The organism is Salinicola sp. DM10 (genome assembly GCF_017306975.2).
GTDB lineage: Bacteria > Pseudomonadota > Gammaproteobacteria > Pseudomonadales > Halomonadaceae > Salinicola.
The window spans coordinates 219,326-240,150 of sequence record NZ_JAFLEN020000005.1 but is presented as its reverse complement, the minus strand read 5'-3'; the positions used below and the strand labels follow the sequence as shown (position 1 = coordinate 240,150).

Below are 20,825 nucleotides of genomic sequence, written 5' to 3'. Positions count from 1 at the left end.
CGGAAAAAGATCGATCGATCATGGCGATACGCGCTTCGCTGCTGGAGCAGATATATACCGTGGTGGCGCAGGTCCCGGCCGGCCGCGTGACCACCTATGGACGCATTGCCGGGATGACCGAGGGCGCCACCGCGCGTCTGGTGGGTACCGCCATGCGCAAGCTTCCCGCCGGTCACGGGCTGCCCTGGCATCGGGTGATCAACGCCACCCGGCGGGTCGCTGATCACGGCGGCGCCAGTGAGCAGCAGCGCCTGCTGCGTGATGAAGGCGTGGTGTTCGATGCCGCCGGTCGCGTGCCGGCGCGGCTGCTGTGGCCGGACTAGCCGCGCCCGGCGAGCGCGCGGCCGGCCTTCACGTTCACTCGGCTACGTCTCTTCGTCGGCGCTCACTCGGCCAGGTTCCTGTCTCTTGTTTCCCATACTTGGCGCACGTTGCGTCGCGCTGTCATTCTGGAGTTCCGATGTCCCAACCCGCTGCCAGTTTCAACCAGCGCCTGCGCGCGCTCAATCCGCGTCAGCGTATCGCCTTCATGGCGGCGCTGTGCGAGCGTCTCACGCCCAACTACACCCTCTATGCCGGCATGAGTCGCATGGGCGATCCCAACGTGCTCTACAACGTGCTCGATCTGGTGTGGGAGCAGCTACAGGTCAAGAGCGCCAAGATCGACTTCGACAAGCAGGCCGAGAAGCTGGCGGCGGTAGAGCCCCCGGAAGCGGACGACAGCTTCGGTGCGCGGCGTGCCACCGAGAGCATCATGGCCTTGACCACGCTGCTGGACGCGCTGCGCAGCGAGGCGCCGGAGGCGGTGCTGGAGGTGAGCCAGGTGTCGCGCAATGGCGTGCGCGCCTATATCGAGATGGTCGATGGCAGCGAGGACTCGGAGCGGCTCAACGCGCTGTTCCGCGAGCACGAGTTGATGCAGGACGAGCGCGACTACCAGGATGCGGTGCTGGAAGCGGTGGAAGCCGATCCGAATATCGAGGCACTTCGCGAGCTGCGCACGCTGGGGCGTAATCAGGGGGTCAGCAACCTGGGACTGAGCCTGGACTGACGCCGGGCAGGCATTGGCGCGAAACGCGTTTGAAAAGGCGCTACATTAGGAGCTAACAGGCGATTCGGGTGCGGAGCGTGCCCGCGACAAGCGACAAGCGACAACGACGGCCGTGCACGGCCAGACGTTCAAGGAGGAACTGCATGTCTCATCGTGTGGCGCTCGGCGCCCTCATGCTGGCGACCCTGGTGCTGAGCGGCTGTCAGAGCCTTTCGGGCTGGCACCAGGACCCGCTGCGCACCGAAGCGGTCACGAAGGCGGCTCACGAGCCGGGCTGCGAGGGCGACGCCTGCGCCGTGGTCGAAGCCGACTACCTGCGCTTCCCTGAGTCGCCCGAGCTGTCGGCGCTGCTGCAGAAGCGGCTTTTCGCGCTGGCCAGCGGTCTCAGCGACGATCCCAACGGTAGCGCGATAGGCCGCGCCACGTCGTTCGACGACTTCGCCGGTCAGGTCTTCGCCGCCGCCAAGGAGGCGCGCCGCAAGGTGCCGGAGCTGCCGGGCTACGCCGCCGATCTCGACGCCAAGGTGATCGCGGACCACGACGACCTGCTGGTCATCGAGCTGGACGGCTATCTTTACAGCGGCGGCGCCCACGGTCTGCCGCTGACCCAGTATCTGGTCATCGACCGCGATACCCGCGAGCCGGTTTCGCTGGCCGAGATGCTGAAACCTGGCCAGCGCGCAGCCTATGACGCGGCGCTGGCGCGCGCCCATCAGCGCTGGCTGCAGACGGATCAGGCTCAGGGGCTCTCCGCCGAGCAGTGGCCGTTCGTCATCTCCGAGAACGTGGCGCCGCTGAAGGACGCCCTGGCGGTCAAGTATCAGGTCTACGACCTGGCGCCCTACGCCGTGGGCCAGCCAGTGCTGACCATCCCCTACGCCGACCTCGAGGGCATTCTGCGCCCGCGCTATCTGCCCTGAGCTTTGCGCCCGCACTGAAGCACACCGCGCTCAAGCACACCGCGCTCAAGCACACCCCATCAACGCAAGCGCCGCGACCCGATCGGGTCGCGGCGCTGTGCTTCACTTCGCTGTTAGTGACTACGCACTTGCGGCTTCGGCGCAGATCTTGGCGCGCTCAGAGGCGCATTTCGATACCGTGCTCGGCCATGTAGCGTTTGGCATCGGGGATGGTGTACTCACCGAAGTGGAAGATGCTGGCGGCCAGCACCGCATCGGCGCCGCCTTCCTTCACCCCGGCCACCAGGTGGTCGAGGTTGCCGACACCGCCGGAGGCGATCACCGGCACCTCCACCGCATCGCTGATCGCCCGGGTGACGCCGAGATCGAAACCGACCTTGGTGCCATCGCGATCCATGCTGGTCAGCAGCAGTTCGCCGGCGCCGTAGTCGACCATCTTGCGCGCCCACTCGACCGCATCCAGGCCGGTGGGTCGGCGCCCGCCGTGGGTGAAGATCTCCCAGCGCGGCGGTTCGCCCTCGGCGCTGACCCGCTTGGCATCGATCGCCACCACGATGCACTGGCTGCCGAAGCGCTCGGCGGCCTCGCGCACGAAGTCCGGGTGGGTCACTGCGGCGGTATTGATCGAGATCTTGTCGGCGCCGGCGTTGAGCATGGTGCGAATGTCTTCGCAGCGGCGGATACCGCCGCCCACGGTGAGCGGGATGAACACCTCACCGGCGATGCGCTCGACCATCTCCACCGTGGTGCCGCGATCTTCGTGGCTGGCGGTAATGTCGAGGAAAGTGATCTCGTCGGCGCCCTGCTGGTTGTAGCGCTTGGCGATCTCCACCGGATCACCGGCGTCGCGGATGCCGACGAAGTTGACGCCCTTGACCACGCGGCCGGCATCGACGTCGAGACATGGGATGATGCGCTTGGCGAGGGTCACGCGCGGCCTCCCCGGGCAGCGCCACGGATCTCGTCGCTCAGCGTCTGGGCCTGGGCCACGTCGAGCGAGCCTTCATAGATGGCGCGGCCGGTGATGGCGCCGATGATGCCGTCGTCGGCGACCTCGGCCAGGGCGCGGATATCCGCCAGGTCGGTGACGCCGCCGGAGGCGATCACCGGCAGGCCGCCGTCGCGGGCAAGCTGGGCGGTCGCCTCGACGTTGACGCCCTGCATCATGCCGTCGCGGGCGATGTCGGTGTAGACGATCGAGGTCACGCCGTCGTCGGCGAAACGCTTGGCCAGATCGACCGCCTTGAGCGTGGAGACTTCGGCCCAGCCGTCGGTGGCGACGAAACCGTCGTGGGCATCGAGCCCAACGATCACGTGGCCGGGGAACTGCCGGCACATCTCGCCGACGAAGTCCGGCTCCTTCACCGCCTTGGTGCCGATGATGACGTAGCTCACCCCGGCGGCGAGGTAGTGTTCGATGGTCTCGGCACTGCGGATACCACCGCCGATCTGGATCGGCAGGTCCGGATAGGCGCGGGCGATGGCGGTGACCGCTTCGCCGTTGACCGGCTTGCCTTCGAAGGCGCCGTTGAGGTCGACCAGGTGCAGGCGGCGGGCGCCGGCTTCCACCCAGCGTGCGGCCATGGCCACCGGATCGTCACCGTAGGCGGTGGCGTCGTCCATGCGGCCCTGCTTGAGACGCACGCATTGGCCGTCCTTGAGATCGATGGCGGGAATCACCAGCATGTCGTCGAATCCTCTGCGTGTCGGCCAGCGCGAGCGCGGCTGGCACATGATCGGTGGGACGGCGCGCGCAGGCGGCGTCCCGGGCGCGGCGCGCTCAGGGCGCCCAGTTGACGAAGTTTTCCAGCAGCTGCAGGCCGTCGCGGGCGCTCTTCTCGGGGTGGAACTGCACCGCGAAGACGCAGCCACGACCGGTGGCCACGTGGGCTTCGACACCGGCGTAGTGGGTCGCGCCGAAGACGTCGTCCGAGTTGGCGGCATCGACATAGTAGCTGTGCACGAAGTAGAAGCGCGCGCCATCGTCGATGCCCTGCCACAGCGGGTGGGCGTGGTGCTGGACGACTCGGTTCCAGCCCATGTGCGGTACTTTCAAGCGCTCGCCGTCCGGTCCCTTCAACTGCTGGCCGAAGTGGCGCACGCGCCCGGGCAGAAAGCCGAGACAGTCGATGCCGCCATTCTCGTCGCTGTGTTCGAACAGCATCTGCTGGCCGACGCAGATCCCCAGGAGTGGCTTCTGCTGGGCGTCGAGCAGCTCGCCGACCAGCCCGCGCAGCTCGCTGCGTTCGAGTTCGCCCATGCAGTCGCGGATCGCGCCCTGGCCCGGCAGCACCAGCCGCGAGGCGCCGCGAATCGCGCGCGGGTCGCTGGTCACCACCACGTTCTCGTGGGTGACGTGCTCGAGCGCCTTGGCCACGGAGTGCAGGTTGCCCATGCCGTAGTCGATTACCGCAATCGTCATCGTGCGCTCCTCTTGTAATCGGTGACAGCCGCCGGACGGGCGGCGGGCGCCCTCACAGGCTGCCCTTGGTCGACGGCAGCTGGCCGGCCATGCGCGGGTCCTCTTCCACCGCGGCGCGGACCGCGCGGCCAAAGGCCTTGAAGATGGTCTCCGCCTGGTGGTGGGCGTTGAAACCCTTGAGGTTGTCGATATGCAGGGTCACCTGGGCGTGGTTGACGAAGCCCTGGAAGAACTCCCAGCACAGCTGGGTATCGAAGCGGCCGATGCTGGCGCGCGTGAACTCGACGTCCATGAACAGGCCCGAACGGCCGGAGAAGTCGATCACCACCCGCGACAGCGCTTCGTCCAGCGGGACGTAGGCGTGGCCGTAGCGGCGAATCCCGCGCTTGTCGCCGATCGCCCGGGCGAATGCCTGACCCAAGGTGATGCCCAGATCCTCGACGGTATGGTGGTCGTCGATCTCGAGATCGCCGTCGGCCTCGATGGTGAGGTCGAGCATGCCGTGGCGGGCGACCTGATCGAGCATGTGGTCGAGGAAGGGGACCCCGGTCCGGCTCTCGAGACGGCCACTGCCGTCGAGATTCACGGTGACCGTGATCTGGGTCTCTTGAGTCTGGCGTGACACCGTGGCGATGCGCTGGGACATGCGTGGGGAGTCTCCCGGTAGGTGTGGCGAGAATCGGCCATTATAGAGAATCGCCCCGGGCATCCGCTACAATGCGGGGATCACAGAGCGGCCTCGGCCGGGCCGCCGCGTTGACAGGGAGAGACAGGAGGCATGCCGGAAGCCGCGCGAACCAGCGATACCCTAGTGGGGTGTCGTCGAGATACCCGCCCACCATTCCTGGCCCCGCGAGCGGGCTACGCTGTCAAGGAGGTCCGGCGCGCATGAAAGGATTGATTAGAGCGCTGCTCGCGGCCGTCGGCGTGCTGGGCATCGTGGTGGTGGCTGCGGTGGTCTATATCACCACCTTCTTCGATCCCAACGATCTCAAGCCGCGGCTGATCGAGGCGGTACGCGATCAGAGTGGGCTCGAGCTGCGCCTGGATGGTCCGCTGTCATGGAGCTTCTACCCGCGCATCGGGGTCAGCGTGGCCGACGCCGAGGCCTGGCTTCCGCGTCAGTCCCACGACGACGAGCCCTTCGTCGCCTTCGACCAGGCCGAGGTGAGTGTCGCCTTCGCGCCGCTGCTGAGCGGCGATGTCTCGGTGGATGGCCTGATTCTCGATGGTATGCGTCTCAACCTGGTGCGCGACGCCCAGGGCCGGGGCAACTGGCAGACGCTGCTCGACCGTCTTGCCCAGCGTGACGCTGCCGCCGACGCCACGGGCAAAAATGCCGGTAGCGCCGAGTCCACGAACGGTGGTCAGGCTGAGAGCAGTGCTAAGAGTGATAGCGGTGGTCAGGCCGGTGGCGACAGCCAGCCGGTGGCGTTCGATATCGCCAACGTCCAGGTCTCCAACAGCCGGGTGCATTACGTCGACCCGCGGCGCCCGCTGGATGTCACGCTCTCCAATCTGTCGCTGACCAGCAGTAACGTCAGTCCGCAATCTTCGTTCCCGCTGCAACTCTCTTTCGATCTCTCGGGCGAGCAGCCCAGGATGAACGGCAACGTGCAGTTGAAGAGCCAGATGCGTATGGATCTGAGCGCCGGGCGTTACACCTTCGACAAGGTCACGCTCAACGGCAAGGCGCAGCTGCCCGATATCGCCGAACAGGCCCAGAGTGGCAACCTGAAAATCGCCAGCCTGGTGGCCGATACGCGTCAGCGTCAGTACCGCGCCGAAGGTGTCCAGCTGGGGGCGGCAATCTCCTCACCGGCGCTGCAGAAGTCGCCGCTGTCGCTCGATCTCAAGCTCGACGCCAGTGCCGACCTTAATGCCGCCACTGCCGAGCTGAGCAATGTGGCACTGACCGGGGACGACAATCTCGACCTCAGCGGTAATGCCAAGATCACCGCACTGGATAGCGACCCGCACTATCAGGGGCGGCTGAATCTGGCGCCGCTCTCGCTGCGCGACTGGCTCACCCGCTTTGGTGTCGACGTGCGCAGCGCCGATGACAAGGCTCTGACCTCGTTCTCGCTGAGTGGCCCCTTCTCCGGTGATGCGCGGCGCATCGACCTCTCCGATCTCCAGCTCACGCTCGATCAGACCCAACTGCGCGGCTCGCTCGGCGCGGCCTATGACGGCAGCGCGCTGAACTTCGATCTCGAGGGCGACAAACTCGATCTCGATGCCTACCTGCCGCCGGCGGCGGCGGCGAGCAGCGGCGCACCGGGGCAGAATGACGCGAAGGCCTCTGACAAGGCCACTGCTTGGCTCGGTAGCCTCGGCATCGCGCCGGCGCTGGCGGCCGGCGAAGAGGCTGGGCTGCTGCCCGTGGACTGGCTCGCCCATCTGAAACAGGAAGGGCATCTGACGCTCGACGCGCTCACGTTCAAGGGCGCCAAGCTCAGCGACGTTGCATTGGCCACCAGCGGCAGCGATGGGCGCCAGCGGATCGATTCGCTGAGTGCCAACCTCTACGACGGTAGCGTCAAGGCCTCCAGCGCGCTCGATCTGCGTCAGTCGCCCATTCAACTCTCCTTCACCGAGCGTCTGCAGGGTGTTCAACTGGCGCCGCTGTACCAGGATGTGAGTGGCAAGGCCTCGCCGCTGCGCGGCACGCTCAGCCTGCAGGGCGATTTCGACTCGCGCACCAACACCATTGCTGGGATCCAGCAGAACCTCAATGGCCAGGCGGCACTGCGCATCGATGACGGCGCCATGCTCGACGTCAACGTGCCGAAGCAGCTGTGTACGGCCGTTGCCACGCTGGAGGGCAAGCAGTCCGAGCGCGAGTGGAGCCCGGACACCGCCTTCGATCGGCTACAAGCCACCGTAGTGGTGAAAGATGGCGTGGCGCACAACGACGATCTCGATATCGCTATCCCCGGGGTGAGCCTGAGTGGCAAAGGTGAGGTCAATCTGGTCACCGACCGGCTCGACTATCGCGCCGCGGCCCGCCTGCAGGATACCGCCGATCAGGCCGCCTGCAGCGTCAACCCGCGCCTGGCGCGAATCGACTTCCCGATCCGCTGCCAGGGCAGCCTGACAGACGCGCCGGCCAGCTGGTGCAGCTTCGACCGCGAGGCGTTCCAGCGTTCGCTGGGGGCGCTCGCCGAGGACGAAGCCAAGCGCAAGGCCGGCAAGCGAGTCGATGAAGTGCTCGATGACAAGCTCGATGACAAGACCCGGCGCAAGATCGACGACGCCCTGGGCGATGGCGCCTCCCAGGAACTCGGCGACAAGATCCGTGGCCTGTTCAAGTGACCGCCACTGCTGACCAATTCCTGCGCCGACGTCTCGTCGGCGCTTTGCGATCATCCCCTGTCGCCATCCGCTGATCCGAGGTGCCGTTTGGCTGAGTTTGCGTTATCGACCGAGGCGTTCCAGCGCCGCGTGTTCGACTGGTTCGATCTGCATGGGCGTAAGACGCTGCCGTGGCAGCAGAACAAGACCGCCTACCGTGTCTGGGTCTCCGAGATCATGCTGCAGCAGACCCAGGTCGCTACTGTAGTACCTTACTTTGAGCGCTTCATGGCGCGCTTCCCCAACGTTCAGACGCTCGCCGAGGCGCCGCAGGACGACGTACTGCATCTGTGGACTGGGCTTGGCTACTACGCCCGTGCGCGTAACCTGCACAAGGCCGCGCGGCAGGTGGTCGAGGACTACGCTGGCGAATTTCCGACCCATGACCTTGATGCGATGACCGCGTTGCCCGGGATCGGCCGCTCCACCGCCGGTGCGATCATCAGTATTACCAGCGGTCGGCGCGCGGCGATTCTCGACGGTAACGTCAAGCGTGTCCTCGCGCGGCTGCATGCGGTGGAGGGCTGGCCCGGGCGCAGCGACGTGCTGGCACGGCTGTGGACGCTGGCCGAGCGCTATACGCCCCACGAGCGACTGCCTGACTACACCCAGGCGATGATGGATCTGGGAGCGATGATCTGTACCCGGGGGAAACCCAGCTGCCTGCTGTGCCCGTTCGAAGACGTCTGCGTAGCGCATGCGCAGGGGCGTGAGCGCGACTATCCGGGGTCCAAGCCCAAGCGTGAGATCCCCACGCGCAGCACCCAGATGCTCATGCTGCAGGACTCCAGCGGCCGGGTTCTGCTGCGTCAGCGCCCGCCGACGGGGCTATGGGGCGGTCTCTGGTGCTTTCCCCAGTTCGACGATGGTGAGGCGCTGCGCGATTGGCTGGCGCGTTACACCGGCGTGCATCTGGCTCGCGCCTGGCAACCGTTTACCCACGTCTTCACTCACTTCCGCCTCGATATCACGCCTTGCCCAGCCACGGCCAGCGATGCCACGCTGGCGACCCGCATCGCCGAAGGCGCCGACGAGCGCTGGGTGGATCCTGCGGACCCCGGCGATATCGGCCTGGCCGCGCCGGTGAAGACCCTGCTCGACAAGCTGGCCCAGACACCCACGACCACCGACTGACACAGGAGTGACCCATGGCTCGTACCGTATTCTGCCGCAAGTACCAGCAGGAGCTCGAAGCCCTGCCGTTTCCACCGCTGCCCGGCGCCAAGGGCCAGGAGATTCAACAGAACGTCTCCAAGCGCGCCTGGGAAGAGTGGCAGGCCCAGCAGACCCGGCTGATCAACGAGAAGCATCTCAACATGCTCGACCCTGAAGCGCGCGCCTACCTGATGGCGCAGATGGAGCGCTTCTTCGACAACCAGGAGACCGATCACGCCGAAGGCTACGTGCCGCCGAGCCAGTGATTTCAGCGCGGGCGAAAGCGATTCCATCTTTTTGAAATAAAAGGCTTGACCCGTGAAAGTCTTACTGGTTTAATTCGTCCCCGTTGGCAAGGGCCAGATAGCTCAGTTGGTAGAGCAGGGGATTGAAAATCCCCGTGTCGGCGGTTCGATTCCGTCTCTGGCCACCACGCTGCTGGGGTATCGCCAAGTGGTAAGGCACCGGTTTTTGGTATCGGCATTCCCAGGTTCGAATCCTGGTACCCCAGCCATTTGCCAACATCTCTATGCTCGCCGACATAGCTCAGTTGGTAGAGCAACTGACTTGTAATCAGTAGGTCCCGGGTTCGACTCCTGGTGTCGGCACCAGAGCTTAGAGATTGATTGACAAGGCTTTTTAGCCTTGAAGATAACCGCCTAAATGGCGGTTTTTTTGTGTCTGCGTATCAGCCCCGCGTAGCAGACGTCCCACCGTATTGCCGACCCGACCCGACCCGACCCGACCCGACCCGACCCGACCCGACCCGACCCGACCCGACCCGACCCGACCCGACCCGGTCTTTGAAAGCGGCCGCGCCGATCGGGCGAGTGTGCGTGTCTGAGCCGAGCCGGCACGCGGTCACAGGTTCTGGTAGAACATCCGCGCCGTCATGATGCCGGTGACGACGATGAACAGCGGCCTGACGATCGACGAGCCGTTGCGCATGACCAGGTGGCTGCCGAGGTAGGCGCCGAGGATCTGCCCGGCGCCCATGGCGAGCCCGATGGCGTAGTTGACGCTGCCCGCGGCCATGAAGAAGGCCAGCGAGACGACGTTGCCGGTCAGGTTGAGCGGTTTCGAGGTCATCGAGGCGTGCTTGATGCTCATGCCCTGCAGGATGAGCAGCGAGAAGACCCACAGGGCGCCGGTGCCGGGGCCGAAGAAGCCGTTGTAGAAGCCGATGAGCAGGCCGAACGCGACCAGGTAGACCGGGGTCGGCATGACTTTCCTGGCCGGCAGGTCCTGGCGTAGCTGCTTCGAGAACAGGGTGTAGAGCAGGATCGCCAGCATCAGGAACGGGATCAGGGTATCGAGCAGCGCGTGGGAGGCGATCAGCGCGACGCCGGTGCCGGCCAGGGCGCCGAGCGCGGTGAACAGCATGCCGCCGATCACCAGCTCCCGGTCGAGCTGACCGTGGCGCAGGTAGGTGGCGAAGGAGGTCGCTTCGCCGATGCTGGCCTGCAGCCGGTTGGTCCCCAGCGCGAGCGAGGGTGGAATGCCCAGCAGCAGCATGGCGGGCAGGGAGATGAGCCCGCCGCCGCCGCTGATGGCGTCGATGAAGCCGGCGAAGATGGCGACCACGAACAGCGTGATCAGCAGGTGTTCGCTCAGAAAGGTGAAGACGGTCATGCCTCGAGCTCCCGGTCGTTGACGGTGATCCGGTCCATGACCCGTAGCGCGCCATGATAGTCGTTGACCGCAGGGTGATGGACGAGGCGATTATCCCACAGCGCCACCCTGTCCTTATTCCCCGATCACTCGGAAGGTGAGTGGCGATTGGATGATGCGCTTGGCCCGCTTCCCGGGTTACCCGTCGAAGGTCAGGACGTGTGCTTGATCGATCTCGATACCCATGAGTTTCCGGCCGCTTGTTGAGCCCGTGTCGTCGTGACAGCGCGCGGGCTGGGCCCGGCGCCGGGGTGTTCGATCGGGGGTTGTCGCGTCGGCGGGTGTCGTCTCTTGTCTCCGCACCTCGGGTCACCGCGCCTCTGTTCACCACGTCTCAGACAGCCTCGGCGCGATAGCCGGGCCAGGGGACGAGGGGGACGCTCAGGTCGTAGACGTCCATCATCGCCGCCGAGCGGTGGCCGCTGGCTTCGAGCTTGTCGTGGCGGGTGCCGGCGGTGTCGGTGATGCCGCGGCGCTTGAGGTCGTGCAGGCCGAAGCGCTGCTCGGGGCGGATCACACGCTCGGCGATGGCGAGCCGGATGAAGCGCTGCCAGGCGCTGTCGAGGCTCGATTTCTGCAGCGCGGCGCCGTCGGCGGCGACGATCAGCGGGCGCGCGGCGGCCTCCTTGGGTACCGGCAGGGCGCGGGCGCGCCACAGGGCGTCGCGGTGGCGGGTGGCGGCGTCCCAGGCGTGGCGCAGGCGCGGGTACCAGCGGATCACGCTGTCGCGGCTGCCCTTGCGGCGGTTGGTGTGCACGCCCGCCGGGGTGTGGTGGGCATCGGTGAGGGTGACCACTTCGATCCCGCGCAGGCGGCAGATATAGGCCAGCTCCATCACGATCCAGAGATAGGGGGCGCAGGCGCCGGCCTCGCCCCGGCGGCGCTGGCCGCGTTCGCGGGCGAAGGCGGTCAGCGCTTCGATGGTCTCCAGCTCGGGCAGCCGGCGGCGGCGGCGCTCACGGGCGGCTTCGACGCCGCGCGCCGGGTTGGTGTCGCAGTAGCCGCGGTTGATGCCCCAGCGGAACAGCCGGCGCAGGTAGCGCAGCAGGTGGTTGGCCTTGGCCGGGGTGCCGTCGCTGGCGATGCGGTCGACCAGACGCTGCACCAGCGCCGGCTGGAACTGGCGCGTGGGCAGCTCGCCCAGGGGCTTGCCCAGCTTGGTCGGCATCTCGATCAGCAGCTTGCGGCACCAGGCGTAGTCCTGCTGGGTGCGCGGGGCGAGCTGCTGGAACTGCTCGGCGGCGTGGAAGGCGGCGGCGAGATAGGCCAGCGAGTCGCGCGCGAGCCCGTCGCGCTCGGTGGCGATCTGGCGCAGCTCGTCCAGGGTCGCCTGGGCGTCGGCGACGTTGCGCCGGCGCAGGCGGTTGGCCTCGTCGCGGTACTGCAGGTACCAGCGCCCGCGCCCCCGGGCATCGAAGTAGATCCCCGGCGGCAGCCGTGTCTGGTCGATATGCGCGGGGATCGCCGGGTGATAGCGCCGGCGGCCGCTCTCACCGCTCTCGCCGCGGGGCTGGGCGGCTGACGATCGCGCGGCGTTATCAGCTTCACCGCGGGGTCGGGCGGTATGGCGCGCTTCACCGCAGCTTCGGGCGGTATAGAGAGCAGCGGGCATGGTGGCTTCCTTGTTCTGGTTCAGGTCTGGCTTGGGTCTGGTTCGGGTCGCGTGACGCGCCAGGTCACAGCACCTGGCGCGGGTCGAGGGTGTCGTTGGCGGCGTGGCCGCCGAGCCCGCCGGCCTGATTGATCAGGTCGAGGGTGGTCCAGGGCCCGCGGCGGCCGTGGAACACCCGCACGCCCTGCTCGCGCAGGCAGCGGGCGATATCCGCCGGGCGCTGGTAGCCGGTGATCTGGCGTAGCGCCTCGCAGCCGAGCACGCCGGAATGCGGGCTGGTGTCGGTATCCCTCAAGGCTCGATCAGCGCACATGGCGAAGCCTCCGTTCGCGCAGCGACTGGCAGTCGATGCAGGTGTCGGTCCAGGGCGCGGCGGCGCGCCGGGCGGCGGGAATCTCCTCGCCGCAATCGGCGCACTCGGGGGCGCCGGTCTGGGCCTCGGGCAGCCGGTGGCGGGCCAGCGACTGGGCGAGATGGCGCTCGATCACAGCGCCGGCGTTGTCGGCCAGATCAGCCATGGGTCAGCTCCTGAACGTGCTGGCCATCGCGGTAGGCGCAGCGGTGGTGGGTCACGGCCTGGCGCAGCGCTTCTTCACTGTCGAAGGCGATCACCAGGGCGTAGCGGTGGCGGGTGGCGCCGCTCATGTCGCTGAGCACGGCCAGCTCGCCGGCTTCCTGCAGGGTGCCGCGGGCGATCTTCTCGGCGCCGCTGGCGGGGTGGGTCTGGGTCAAGGTCATGTTTTGGCTCCTGTTCGGGTTCAGGGTCGTATTCGTCGTCGGGGTCATGGGGCTCTCCGGGTCAGCGGGTCGCGGGCATGCCGTCACCGGCGCTCGGCCCGGCGAAGCGGCCGGCGGTGGGCGCCGGTGGGCGTGATGTGTGGCGCCGAGCGAGGGCACGGATCAGGCGCTGCTCGTGGTCGGCGTTTTCCACCTCGGCGCGGGCGGCTTCGCTGGCGCGCCAGGCGTGGTAACGGGCGAGCTGCTCGGCCAGCGCTTCTGGGCTCGGCTCGCGCGGAGTGAGCAGATGGCGCGGCACCGGGCTCGGCGGCGTGTTGGTTTGGGAAGCGGGGTCCGTACAGACCGGACGCGTCTTGGTCGTATAAGAAGCGGGGTCCGTACAGCTCGGACCGGCTTCGGGGGCCGTACAGTTAGTGACACAAGTCCAAGGGTCGGCGGCTGCGCCGCCTCCCGAAAATCCACCCACCCCGCCCATGGCCAGGCCGCGCTTGGGGCGCACCTCCCAGCGGTAGAGGCGGGTGAGGTACTCGGCCGTGTGGCCCCGGCGGTCGCTGACCACCAGCCCCTTGGGCACGCGGATCTCGTCGCCGTAGCGGCCGCGTTCGATCCGCCCCGGGTCGACCTCGCCGCTGGCGTGGCTGAAGGCGTCTTCGCCCGTCTGGGACCGGCGGAAGGCGGGGATCGACCACGGCTTGATCGGCTGGCACTTGCGCGGCGCGTTGGGCCCGCCCATCAGACGCAGATAGCGGTCCCACTGGCCGGCCAGGGCGGCGGCGCGCACCCGGCGCAGCACTCGGGCGATGCTGGGGCGCGGGCGGGTGGCGGCTTCCCACTGGTCCAGAGCCTCCGTCTGGCGCTCGGTCAGTCTTCTGACTTCGCGCCACACGGTGACGCTGGGCAGGCCCAGGAACTGGAACTGGCGGATGCCCCAGGTCGCCGCCCACGCCTCGATGCGCGGGGCGGCGTCGGTCAGCGCCTGGCCGTAGCGGTCGAGGTGGTCGCCTTCGACCCCGGCACGGGCGAACTGCTCGCCGTTGAGGTTCTTGGAGATGTACTTGGCCACGTAGCCGGCGGCGGTGCCGCGGGCGGGGTCGATGGTCTCGGCCTTGAAGCGCGCATCCGTCTTATTGCCGGTGCGGTCGTAGAGCTCTTCCGGCGATTCCGCCTCGGCGTAGCCGCGCAGTGTCGCCGTCACCGCCGCGGCGTGTTCGGGCTTGGCCCACACCAGCAGGTGCCAGTGGGGGGTGCCGTCGTGGTGCGGCTCGACCACGCGGATGCCGTAGATGCCCAGGCCCTCCCGGGCCAGCGAGGCGCGCGCCTTGGCCCACAGCGCCTGCAGATGCTGCTGCGCCTCGCGCGGGGTGCTGCCGTCGTACTTCGGGTTGCGCTGGGTGCTGGCGGCGAGCACCGGGTGGAAGCGGCTGGGCGCGGTCAGGGTGAAGAAGAGCCCGACATGGCCCAGGCGCCGCGCTTCGACCTCGGTATCTCGGATGCGCAGCATCAGCTCGGCGCGGCGGTGGTCCGGGTTGGCCAGCCCCAGCTCGGCCAGCTCGGCCAGGGTGTAGGTCTGGCCCGCCTGGTTGATCGCCTCCAGCGTCTCCAGCAGCGCACGGTTGCGCACCTTCTGGGCGCGGCGGCGAGTGAGCGTCAGCTCGCTGCAGTAAATGCCTGCACGTTTGTGCACTCGGCGCGCTTCGCGCAGCACCTGCTCCAGGCGCCGCCCGGCGAGACGCCGCAACTGGCGCTGCCACCAGCGCTCACAGCTCAAGCGGGCGAGCTGGGCCGCCGGCTTCAAGCGCAGGCTGGGCGGGGCGATGCCGTGGTGGCGGGCGCGGGTCCGGGCGCGTTCCAGCGCCAGGCTGTCGGCCACGGCCAGGGTCATCAGCGGCGCGCGCTGCCAGGTAAAGAGAGACAGCAGCGGCACGCCGGGGTGCGGCGGGGTCAGCGGGTTGGGGCCACTGGCGATCAGCCCGGCGCGAGCCCGGGCCTGGGCGGAGAGGCTCGACCCCGGCAGCCGCGGCAGGCGGCGCGGTGGCGGCAGCAGGCCCAGGCGCTGGCGGCGGTTGTGGTTGGCGATATTGGCGACGAGCTGATGGTGCACGTCCTCCACGCCCCGGGCCTGGGCGCGGGCGTAGTCGATCAGGGCGTCATCGTCGTGGCTGGCGTTGAAGGCGCCCAGGGTCAGGCGGCGCTCGACCGTCTCCAGCCAGGCACAGCCGGCGGCGATACCGTCCAGCGGCGTCTCGGCCTGGCAGCGCAGCTCCGCGAAGGCGCGGCGCAGGTCGGCGGCCAGGGGCGGAAAGCGCCGGCACACCCGCTCCGGCTCGATCAGCCCAGCGGCCCGACGTGCCAGCCAGCGGTTGCCGGCAGTGTTGCCGTGGCGAGTGGCCACCGCGACGAAGCCGGCGGCCAGTGCCTCGGCCAGCGACGGCAGGCGCTCGAAGAAGCCCTGACGCCACTGCCGGCACTCGGGGGTGCCGAAGGTATGAGACGTCTCGATTGCGCTCACGGCTCCCCTCGTTCGATCAGCCCCAGCCAGTGGCGGGCGCCGGGGGTATCGCCGCGATCCAGCGCGCGGCGGGCGTTGGCGGCCAGCGCCCGGCTGGGGTGCGGCTGGCGGGCGTTCGGCTGGCTACCCAGGCAGGCGTGCAGCGCCTGGGCATAGCGGCTCATGCGGCCGATGGCAGCGCGGATCGCATCGCGCTCCACCTGGCTCAGCGCGGCAATGGCGGCCTCGGCATCCCGCGGATGCAGCCCGGCGCTGGCGGCGATCGCCTTGCGCTCGCCCAGCTTCAGCCCGGCCCACAGCGCGGCCAGATCCTCATCGGCACAGCGCGCGTGCAGCTCGGCGCGCAGGGCACCGAAGCCGGCGCGGCCATCCGGCTGGACGTCGGCTGGCGGCTGAACGGGAGACGAGAGGCGTTGGGGAGCGCGCATGGCGGACCTCACGGATGCCGGGGCGTGGCGCGTGTGGGCGTGGCGGCGTCGGTCTCGGTGGCGGGCTCGACGACCTCAGCCTCACGGGTCGGCAGCGGCGCGGCGGCCGGGGCCGGGCGGTAGGGCAGATGCGCCGCCAGACGGCGGGCATAGCCCGGGTTGGGAATGCCGCTGGGGCTCACCGTCTCCAGCACCACGTAATCGCCCTGGCCGATCCAGCCGCAGGGGCCGAAGGTGCAGTGCAGATAGGCCATCCGGTAGTCCGGCAGCAGCTGCTTGGAAGAGCGCACCCGGCAGCGCGAGTGGCACGCCGGGCAGCGCCACTGCGGGCGGGTCTCATCGGTATCCGTGGCCGCCACCACCTGCTGGCGGGCCAGCTGGGCCGCCGGGGTGAGCGCCGAGGGCGTGGTGGTCTTGCGCACGCTGTGCTGCGCCTGGCCGCACCAGCCGCAGGCCGGCTCGGTGCACTGTTGGTAGCTCGTATCGGGCCCGCCCGGCAGATGCCGGGAGTGGCGCAGCCGGCTCGGCGCGCCGCATTCAGGGCAGGTCCAGAGATTGCGCATCGGCGCTCACCTCACCAAGAGAGAAGAAGAGAGAAGACAAGCGACACCGGGAGATCGACCGGCACAGGCACGTTCATGCGTCGGTACGTTCACCCACCGGCACGTTCATGCATTCGACCTGTGCCCTAGGACGCACCGGCGGTGTCGGCGTGGCGGGCACCGGGGGCGGCCAGCGGTGCCGCTTCCTGCTGGGCCAGACCGCGCAGCGCGAGCAGGCGCACGGTGGCCGAGAGCGAACGCCCCTCCTCGGCGGCGAGCGCCTTGAAGCGGTCGCGCTCCGCCGGGGTGAGCTGGGTCATCACCTGGCAGCGGCAGCCGTTGGGCGAGCGGTTAACGGGCGACTGAGACGTCATGTGATATTCTCCCTTGTGGAATCTTGAGCACGTCGGCGCCGGGAGGTCCGGGGCGGTGCTGAGTGCACGTTTGTGCATCTAATAGGAGAGGCTATTGCGCGAACGTGCAATTGTCAAAGGGTGAGAGGGAGAAAAGTGCACGTTTCTGACCGCCTCAAGCAGGAGAGACACCGGCTTTCCCTGTCGCAGGAAGAGCTGGCGCGGCTGTGCGGCGTCTCCAAGCGCGCCCAGGCGAGCTACGAGAGTGGCGAGCGCAGCCCGCGAGCGGAGTACCTCGAAGCCGCCGCCGGCGCCGGCGTGGATGTGCACTTTGTCTTGACGGGTATCGTCTTGGCGGGTCAGAGCCAGGGCCAGAGCGCGGCGGGGGATGCCGCCTGGGCGGCTAATCCCCCCGCGGCACCCGAGGGCGTGCGCGAGGCGGGGATTCATTATCTGAGCGGCGACCGCGCTTCGAGCGGCGCTGATCTTCACCCCAACGGCACGCTGCCGGTGCCGATGTACGACATCGAAGCCGCCGCCGGCGCGGGGCGCATCTTCGACGCCGAGCGCATCGAAGCGACCTTCTACCTGCCCGCCGCGCTGTTCGAGGCCGACGGCGTCGACCCCGCCCAGGTGGTCGGCGTCACCGCCCGCGGCGACTCCATGGGCGACACCATCCGCGACCGCGAGCAGGTGCTGGTCAACCGCGCCCAGCGCACGCCGGATGGCGTCTTCCTGCTGCGCATGGATGACGAGCTACGCCTCAAGCGGGTGCAGCGCGTCGCCGGCGGCGCCTGGATACTGATCAGCGACAACCCGGCCTACGAGCGCGAACTGATCAAGCCCGACGACCTCGCCTCGGTGGAGATCATCGGGCAGTGCTGGAGGAAGGTGGGGCGGGTATTCTGACGGCATGAGGTGCCGTCCGAAGGGGTGGCCCACGGATAGCCGGTAGGCGACGTGGGCTTCTCCGCGCGCCCATCGCCCGAGGGTTGGGACATGAGCGCGACAGTTGTACCAAGGATCTACCGGAAGCGACGGGCATCAAGCCCGCACACCGGCAACAAGCGGCCGCTAGAGCTGCGCCATACCGCAAGGGAATCGACTACATGACCGACACCACCACCCCCGCTGCCGCTGGCAGCAAATCCGCGCCTGTCAAAGCTGTCTGGGCGCTGCTGATCGTCACCTGGCTCTGCTTTCTGGTGCCGCTCCCCGGCCTCGGCGTCTTCGTCGGCTGGCCGCTCAACCTCGTCGCCTTCATCGTCGCCATCGTGGTGATCACCCGCGGGCGCACCGGCATGGGCATCACCCAGCTCATCGTCAGCTTGATCGTCTCCCCGGTGATCTACTTCATCGGCCTGGGCATCCTCGGCGCCGCTTTCCACGACGACAGCGCCAAGGCCTCGTTCGAGTACGGCCAGCTCACCCCGAGCTACGTCCAGAGCGCTGTGCAGACCCTGAGCTGAGAGAAGGAAGTGCCATGAAACGCCTTGCTCTGGGCGGCCTGCTGCTGGCCTCGCTGATGGCTGGCACCGCCCATGCCGACAAGCTGCCGCGCTATGACGTCGAAGCCTACTGCAACCAGGTGGCGCAAGTTGGCGGCAGCTTCAGCAACCTGACGTATAACGGCTGCATTCGGATGGAGCAGTCCGCTTATAACAACCTCAAGCCCGTGTGGACGAAGCTCCCGGCCAGCATGCGCCAGGGTTGCAACGACATCGCCAACGTCGGCACCCCAAGTGGCAGCTACAGCACCCTTTACGGCTGTGTGCAGATGGAGACGAACGCGGCGAACAACCGCCAGTCGTTCAACTTCGAGTGATGCCCCACGCCCCGGTGGCCGCCCGGCCGCTGGGGTGATCGCCTACGACCAAAGCGGGTGGGGTGTGGGTGTGGTGGCGTTAGCAGTTGCTGTATAAGGGACTGGTGGTTAGGGGGGAGGCCCGTGCTGCGTATGATCGGCGTAGCGATAACCCGCGTATGAGCGGAAGCTGATAAAGCCCGACGGCCTCGTCTCGGTGGAGATCATCGCTCAGTGCTGGCGCAAGGTGGGGCGGATTTTCTAACCTGGTGGTCTACATTTATATAAGGACAGTTTTATGGCTTTGCGGCGAAGCAATAAGAGAATAAATTGTTAGCGGGCAAGGGGGCGGATAAATGAGGGGGTGATAATGATCTATCAGTGGAACGAGATCAAATGCCGATATTCCGACTTGCTTCTTCTTGGGAATGGGGCAAGCAGGGCCATCAATAACGGATTTGCGTATAACAATTTGAAAGAGCGAGCCGCTGAAATTGGTATCTTCGATGGAGGGCATCAGGATTTATTCGATCGATTTGAAACAGCGGATTTTGAGTACGTTTTGAGAAAGTTATGGCAAACATCGTTGGTAAATGAGGTTTTTGAAGTAGAACATCACAGAGTGCAAGATGCATATACTCAGATACGCGATGCGTTAGTTAGGTCTGTTAGAGCTGTACATCCCGAATACGCCGTAGTTGATCAACAAAACACGATACGGAATGTATACAACTTCATACGACAGTTTAAAACCGTCGCGGCATTGAATTATGACCTTATTGTTTATTGGGCTGTCATGTATGGAAGAGATTTGCGTGATGGCTATGAGGTCAAAGACTGCTTTACAGTTCGTTCCGCCGAAGGTAATAGATTTGACTCCGATTGGGAAGAATACCGTGCTCCATATAGGGATGCCAACAACCATGTGACACTAGTTTTTTATCCTCATGGGTGCCTTTCCCTTGTAAAAGGAAACTCGGGATTAGATATAAAAATTTCTGTCCGCAATGAGTTGAATCTGTTGGATGAGATTACAAATCGTTGGAATGATGCTGGCTTGATCCCAGTGTTTGTGAGTGAAGGGCGCTCTGAAGAGAAGTTGGAGTCAATTCGTTCAAGTCAGTATTTGTCCACAGTATATTTCGAGGCTCTAACTCAGCCATGTGATTCGCTTACGGTCTATGGGTGGGACTTTGGTTCCCAAGACTTGCATATCTTGAAAGCCTTGAAGAAAGCGGCTCCTAATCGTGTCGCAGTATCAGTTTATAATAATGATGAAGATTACTGTGAGCGCATTAGTCGCGTAATAAGGCAGCGGGTTTCTCTAGATGTGGAAATTGATTTTTTTCACAGTGACAGCCCCGGGTGTTGGAGTCATCCCGTGCCTAATCCTGTTTGAATCTGTTAACGTCATAGATTATCCGGGCTACCTGCGGAGATGGAATTACGATGATTTTATCGTCCCCAGGCTTCGCTAGTACCATGTTGTAGTCTTGAACCCTGTTGATGAGGTAGTAGTTCCTCCCGTCTATTGTTTGCAACGTCCCTTTTGGCTCTCGTAGATCTTTCTTTGCCTCTCCAACTGGAAAGGCTAAGCAAAAATAAAAGCCTGTCACTAACGCCGTGACCCCGACAAATAGCGTGGCTTTGTCTTTAATGTCAATTTTTTCTTCCAGCTTTAGATATATCGCAGGACAAGTCATTATTAAAGAGGCTGCAAAGGGATGTGCTATAGTTGAGCTCAACGTAGGGTTGTCAATTTTTAATTGTGTTATATAAAACAGCGGTGCAGCAAAAAATGGGGAGTACACCAGTATTCTCGACACTATTGCCTGCTTTTTTTCAATTTTTCCTTCCAGTCTTGGCCAAAGCCCTTCTATTTTTGATGCAATTGCTGACAAGAAAAATAGGCCATTGAGAAAAACATAAAATACTATGTTGCCGCCTGCTATGTCAAATGCTTGGGTAATACTTCCGAATCTAGGTAGTTCAATGCCTAGTGTGTGCCAGTAAATGAATGCATAGATATAAGCTGTCACATTTGCGGATGCCGCAACTATTAACACGCTTTTTATTGCTGTGTGTTCTTGGATGTGGATCTGTCGCGTTTTTGATAGCGATAATTTCATAGTCTCTTTGTTTTCTTTGCTATCCATTTTATGACTGCTTCACAATGATATGAGTTCTTGGCCAAGATAACTGAGGACTGCTGAATTTTCAGCCGTTTCTCACTTTACAGCACCTACCCGTAATTCGCTCATCGCGT

At 65.6% G+C, this 20,825-nt stretch carries 24 protein-coding genes and 3 tRNA genes; 13 read left to right on the top strand and 14 right to left on the bottom strand.

The features are described 5' to 3' along the window. The first annotated feature begins 20 nt into the window (after positions 1-20). The 3 genes from J0A90_RS16525 to J0A90_RS16515 all read left to right on the top strand — a co-directional run bounded on the left by J0A90_RS16525 (position 21) and on the right by J0A90_RS16515 (position 1,971). Entirely contained in the window at positions 21-323 is a 303-nt protein-coding gene (locus tag J0A90_RS16525) for an MGMT family protein (protein ID WP_207034538.1), read from the top strand. Between the two features lie 137 nt (positions 324-460). Then, positions 461-1,051, top strand: a complete 591-nt coding sequence (locus J0A90_RS16520; RefSeq protein WP_207034536.1) for a YjaG family protein — start codon at positions 461-463, stop codon at positions 1,049-1,051. Between the two features lie 143 nt (positions 1,052-1,194). Then, the gene (locus tag J0A90_RS16515) at positions 1,195-1,971 is read left to right on the top strand and encodes a DUF3298 and DUF4163 domain-containing protein (protein ID WP_207034534.1); all 777 of its coding nucleotides are present in this window, start codon (positions 1,195-1,197) and stop codon (positions 1,969-1,971) included. 157 nt (positions 1,972-2,128) lie between these two features. Here the strand turns inward: J0A90_RS16515 and hisF are convergent, their stop codons facing one another. The 4 genes from hisF to hisB all read right to left on the bottom strand — a co-directional run bounded on the left by hisF (position 2,129) and on the right by hisB (position 5,039). Beyond that, the gene (gene hisF / locus J0A90_RS16510; RefSeq protein WP_106418753.1) at positions 2,129-2,902 is read right to left on the bottom strand and encodes an imidazole glycerol phosphate synthase subunit HisF; all 774 of its coding nucleotides are present in this window, start codon (positions 2,900-2,902) and stop codon (positions 2,129-2,131) included. Further along, positions 2,899-3,657 carry a 1-(5-phosphoribosyl)-5-[(5-phosphoribosylamino)methylideneamino]imidazole-4-carboxamide isomerase gene (hisA, locus tag J0A90_RS16505; protein ID WP_207034532.1) on the bottom strand — a complete coding sequence of 253 codons (759 nt, stop codon included), beginning with the start codon at positions 3,655-3,657 and terminating at the stop codon, positions 2,899-2,901. Before hisA ends, hisF begins: the two co-directional genes overlap by 4 nt. A 94-nt stretch (positions 3,658-3,751) precedes the next feature. Next, on the bottom strand, positions 3,752-4,393 hold the full coding sequence (gene hisH / locus J0A90_RS16500; protein ID WP_207034530.1) for an imidazole glycerol phosphate synthase subunit HisH: 642 nt from the start codon (positions 4,391-4,393) through the stop codon (positions 3,752-3,754). Positions 4,394-4,445: 52 nt separating this feature from the next. Next, entirely contained in the window at positions 4,446-5,039 is a 594-nt protein-coding gene (hisB, locus tag J0A90_RS16495; protein WP_207034528.1) for an imidazoleglycerol-phosphate dehydratase HisB, read from the bottom strand. 242 nt (positions 5,040-5,281) lie between these two features. Between hisB and J0A90_RS16490 the strand changes: the two genes are divergently transcribed. The 6 genes from J0A90_RS16490 (at position 5,282) to J0A90_RS16465 (ending at position 9,513) form a co-directional block, all read left to right on the top strand. Then, positions 5,282-7,708, top strand: a complete 2,427-nt coding sequence (locus tag J0A90_RS16490) for an AsmA family protein (RefSeq protein WP_207034526.1) — start codon at positions 5,282-5,284, stop codon at positions 7,706-7,708. Positions 7,709-7,795: 87 nt separating this feature from the next. After that, positions 7,796-8,881, top strand: a complete 1,086-nt coding sequence (gene mutY, locus J0A90_RS16485; protein ID WP_207034524.1) for an A/G-specific adenine glycosylase — start codon at positions 7,796-7,798, stop codon at positions 8,879-8,881. A 14-nt stretch (positions 8,882-8,895) separates the two neighbouring features. Further along, entirely contained in the window at positions 8,896-9,168 is a 273-nt protein-coding gene (locus J0A90_RS16480; RefSeq protein ID WP_207034522.1) for an oxidative damage protection protein, read from the top strand. A 91-nt stretch (positions 9,169-9,259) separates the two neighbouring features. Continuing rightward, positions 9,260-9,335: transfer RNA gene (locus tag J0A90_RS16475), tRNA-Phe, on the top strand. Between the two features lie 6 nt (positions 9,336-9,341). Further along, positions 9,342-9,416, top strand: a tRNA-Gln gene (locus tag J0A90_RS16470). Between the two features lie 21 nt (positions 9,417-9,437). Further along, positions 9,438-9,513, top strand: a tRNA-Thr gene (locus tag J0A90_RS16465). 250 nt (positions 9,514-9,763) lie between these two features. Here J0A90_RS16465 and J0A90_RS16460 read toward each other — a convergent pair. The 9 genes from J0A90_RS16460 to J0A90_RS16420 all read right to left on the bottom strand — a co-directional run bounded on the left by J0A90_RS16460 (position 9,764) and on the right by J0A90_RS16420 (position 16,776). After that, positions 9,764-10,534 carry a TSUP family transporter gene (locus J0A90_RS16460; protein WP_207034520.1) on the bottom strand — a complete coding sequence of 257 codons (771 nt, stop codon included), beginning with the start codon at positions 10,532-10,534 and terminating at the stop codon, positions 9,764-9,766. 373 nt (positions 10,535-10,907) lie between these two features. Further along, complete coding sequence (locus tag J0A90_RS16455) at positions 10,908-12,185, bottom strand: hypothetical protein (RefSeq protein ID WP_233076872.1); 1,278 nt, start codon at positions 12,183-12,185, stop codon at positions 10,908-10,910. Positions 12,186-12,249: 64 nt separating this feature from the next. Continuing rightward, positions 12,250-12,498: a DUF4224 domain-containing protein gene (locus J0A90_RS16450; RefSeq protein WP_207034517.1), complete on the bottom strand. Its 249-nt coding sequence runs from the start codon at positions 12,496-12,498 to the stop codon at positions 12,250-12,252. Continuing rightward, entirely contained in the window at positions 12,488-12,703 is a 216-nt protein-coding gene (locus J0A90_RS16445) for a TraR/DksA C4-type zinc finger protein (protein ID WP_207034515.1), read from the bottom strand. Before J0A90_RS16445 ends, J0A90_RS16450 begins: the two co-directional genes overlap by 11 nt. After that, positions 12,696-12,923 carry a hypothetical protein gene (locus J0A90_RS16440; RefSeq protein WP_207034513.1) on the bottom strand — a complete coding sequence of 76 codons (228 nt, stop codon included), beginning with the start codon at positions 12,921-12,923 and terminating at the stop codon, positions 12,696-12,698. Before J0A90_RS16440 ends, J0A90_RS16445 begins: the two co-directional genes overlap by 8 nt. A gap of 61 nt (positions 12,924-12,984) precedes the next feature. Next, positions 12,985-15,432, bottom strand: coding sequence for a replication endonuclease (locus J0A90_RS16435; RefSeq protein ID WP_207034511.1), 2,448 nt, complete (start codon positions 15,430-15,432; stop codon positions 12,985-12,987). Continuing rightward, positions 15,429-15,860 (bottom strand): hypothetical protein, encoded by a 432-nt coding sequence (locus J0A90_RS16430; RefSeq protein WP_207034509.1) that lies wholly within the window; start codon positions 15,858-15,860, stop codon positions 15,429-15,431. The genes J0A90_RS16435 and J0A90_RS16430 overlap by 4 nt, the downstream gene beginning before the upstream one ends. An 8-nt stretch (positions 15,861-15,868) precedes the next feature. Continuing rightward, positions 15,869-16,423 (bottom strand): ogr/Delta-like zinc finger family protein, encoded by a 555-nt coding sequence (locus J0A90_RS16425; protein WP_207034507.1) that lies wholly within the window; start codon positions 16,421-16,423, stop codon positions 15,869-15,871. 125 nt (positions 16,424-16,548) lie between these two features. Then, positions 16,549-16,776 carry a hypothetical protein gene (locus tag J0A90_RS16420; protein ID WP_207034505.1) on the bottom strand — a complete coding sequence of 76 codons (228 nt, stop codon included), beginning with the start codon at positions 16,774-16,776 and terminating at the stop codon, positions 16,549-16,551. A gap of 135 nt (positions 16,777-16,911) precedes the next feature. On the opposite strand from J0A90_RS16420, the gene J0A90_RS18790 reads away from it, so the two are divergent. From J0A90_RS18790 to J0A90_RS16400, 4 genes are all read left to right on the top strand, one after another. After that, a complete protein-coding gene (locus J0A90_RS18790) occupies positions 16,912-17,664 on the top strand; it encodes a LexA family transcriptional regulator (protein WP_207034503.1) in 753 nt (250 codons plus the stop codon). A gap of 200 nt (positions 17,665-17,864) precedes the next feature. Continuing rightward, positions 17,865-18,224, top strand: coding sequence for a hypothetical protein (locus J0A90_RS16410; protein ID WP_207034501.1), 360 nt, complete (start codon positions 17,865-17,867; stop codon positions 18,222-18,224). A gap of 14 nt (positions 18,225-18,238) precedes the next feature. Continuing rightward, complete coding sequence (locus tag J0A90_RS16405) at positions 18,239-18,580, top strand: hypothetical protein (RefSeq protein WP_207034499.1); 342 nt, start codon at positions 18,239-18,241, stop codon at positions 18,578-18,580. 349 nt (positions 18,581-18,929) lie between these two features. Then, positions 18,930-19,958: a DUF4917 family protein gene (locus tag J0A90_RS16400; protein ID WP_207034497.1), complete on the top strand. Its 1,029-nt coding sequence runs from the start codon at positions 18,930-18,932 to the stop codon at positions 19,956-19,958. Here J0A90_RS16400 and J0A90_RS16395 read toward each other — a convergent pair. Then, positions 19,945-20,715, bottom strand: a complete 771-nt coding sequence (locus J0A90_RS16395; protein WP_207034494.1) for a hypothetical protein — start codon at positions 20,713-20,715, stop codon at positions 19,945-19,947. The two genes, J0A90_RS16400 and J0A90_RS16395, sit on opposite strands and share 14 nt — an antisense overlap. Positions 20,716-20,825 lie beyond the last annotated feature (110 nt).

Excerpts from the sequence above, each read along its gene's own strand:
- J0A90_RS16525 (WP_207034538.1), top strand. The coding sequence starts at position 21 with ATGGCGATACGCGCTTCGCTGCTGGAGCAGATATATACCGTGGTGGCG.
- J0A90_RS16520 (WP_207034536.1), top strand. The coding sequence starts at position 461 with ATGTCCCAACCCGCTGCCAGTTTCAACCAGCGCCTGCGCGCGCTCAAT.
- J0A90_RS16515 (WP_207034534.1), top strand. The coding sequence starts at position 1,195 with ATGTCTCATCGTGTGGCGCTCGGCGCCCTCATGCTGGCGACCCTGGTG.
- hisA (WP_207034532.1), bottom strand. The coding sequence starts at position 3,657 with ATGCTGGTGATTCCCGCCATCGATCTCAAGGACGGCCAATGCGTGCGT.
- hisH (WP_207034530.1), bottom strand. The coding sequence starts at position 4,393 with ATGACGATTGCGGTAATCGACTACGGCATGGGCAACCTGCACTCCGTG.
- hisB (WP_207034528.1), bottom strand. The coding sequence starts at position 5,039 with ATGTCCCAGCGCATCGCCACGGTGTCACGCCAGACTCAAGAGACCCAG.
- J0A90_RS16490 (WP_207034526.1), top strand. The coding sequence starts at position 5,282 with ATGAAAGGATTGATTAGAGCGCTGCTCGCGGCCGTCGGCGTGCTGGGC.
- J0A90_RS16480 (WP_207034522.1), top strand. The coding sequence starts at position 8,896 with ATGGCTCGTACCGTATTCTGCCGCAAGTACCAGCAGGAGCTCGAAGCC.
- J0A90_RS16460 (WP_207034520.1), bottom strand. The coding sequence starts at position 10,534 with ATGACCGTCTTCACCTTTCTGAGCGAACACCTGCTGATCACGCTGTTC.
- J0A90_RS16455 (WP_233076872.1), bottom strand. The coding sequence starts at position 12,185 with ATGCCCGCTGCTCTCTATACCGCCCGAAGCTGCGGTGAAGCGCGCCAT.
- J0A90_RS16450 (WP_207034517.1), bottom strand. The coding sequence starts at position 12,498 with ATGTGCGCTGATCGAGCCTTGAGGGATACCGACACCAGCCCGCATTCC.
- J0A90_RS16445 (WP_207034515.1), bottom strand. The coding sequence starts at position 12,703 with ATGGCTGATCTGGCCGACAACGCCGGCGCTGTGATCGAGCGCCATCTC.
- J0A90_RS16440 (WP_207034513.1), bottom strand. The coding sequence starts at position 12,923 with ATGACCTTGACCCAGACCCACCCCGCCAGCGGCGCCGAGAAGATCGCC.
- J0A90_RS16430 (WP_207034509.1), bottom strand. The coding sequence starts at position 15,860 with ATGCGCGCTCCCCAACGCCTCTCGTCTCCCGTTCAGCCGCCAGCCGAC.
- J0A90_RS16425 (WP_207034507.1), bottom strand. The coding sequence starts at position 16,423 with ATGCGCAATCTCTGGACCTGCCCTGAATGCGGCGCGCCGAGCCGGCTG.
- J0A90_RS16420 (WP_207034505.1), bottom strand. The coding sequence starts at position 16,776 with ATGACGTCTCAGTCGCCCGTTAACCGCTCGCCCAACGGCTGCCGCTGC.
- J0A90_RS16410 (WP_207034501.1), top strand. The coding sequence starts at position 17,865 with ATGACCGACACCACCACCCCCGCTGCCGCTGGCAGCAAATCCGCGCCT.
- J0A90_RS16405 (WP_207034499.1), top strand. The coding sequence starts at position 18,239 with ATGAAACGCCTTGCTCTGGGCGGCCTGCTGCTGGCCTCGCTGATGGCT.
- J0A90_RS16400 (WP_207034497.1), top strand. The coding sequence starts at position 18,930 with ATGATCTATCAGTGGAACGAGATCAAATGCCGATATTCCGACTTGCTT.
- J0A90_RS16395 (WP_207034494.1), bottom strand. The coding sequence starts at position 20,715 with ATGGATAGCAAAGAAAACAAAGAGACTATGAAATTATCGCTATCAAAA.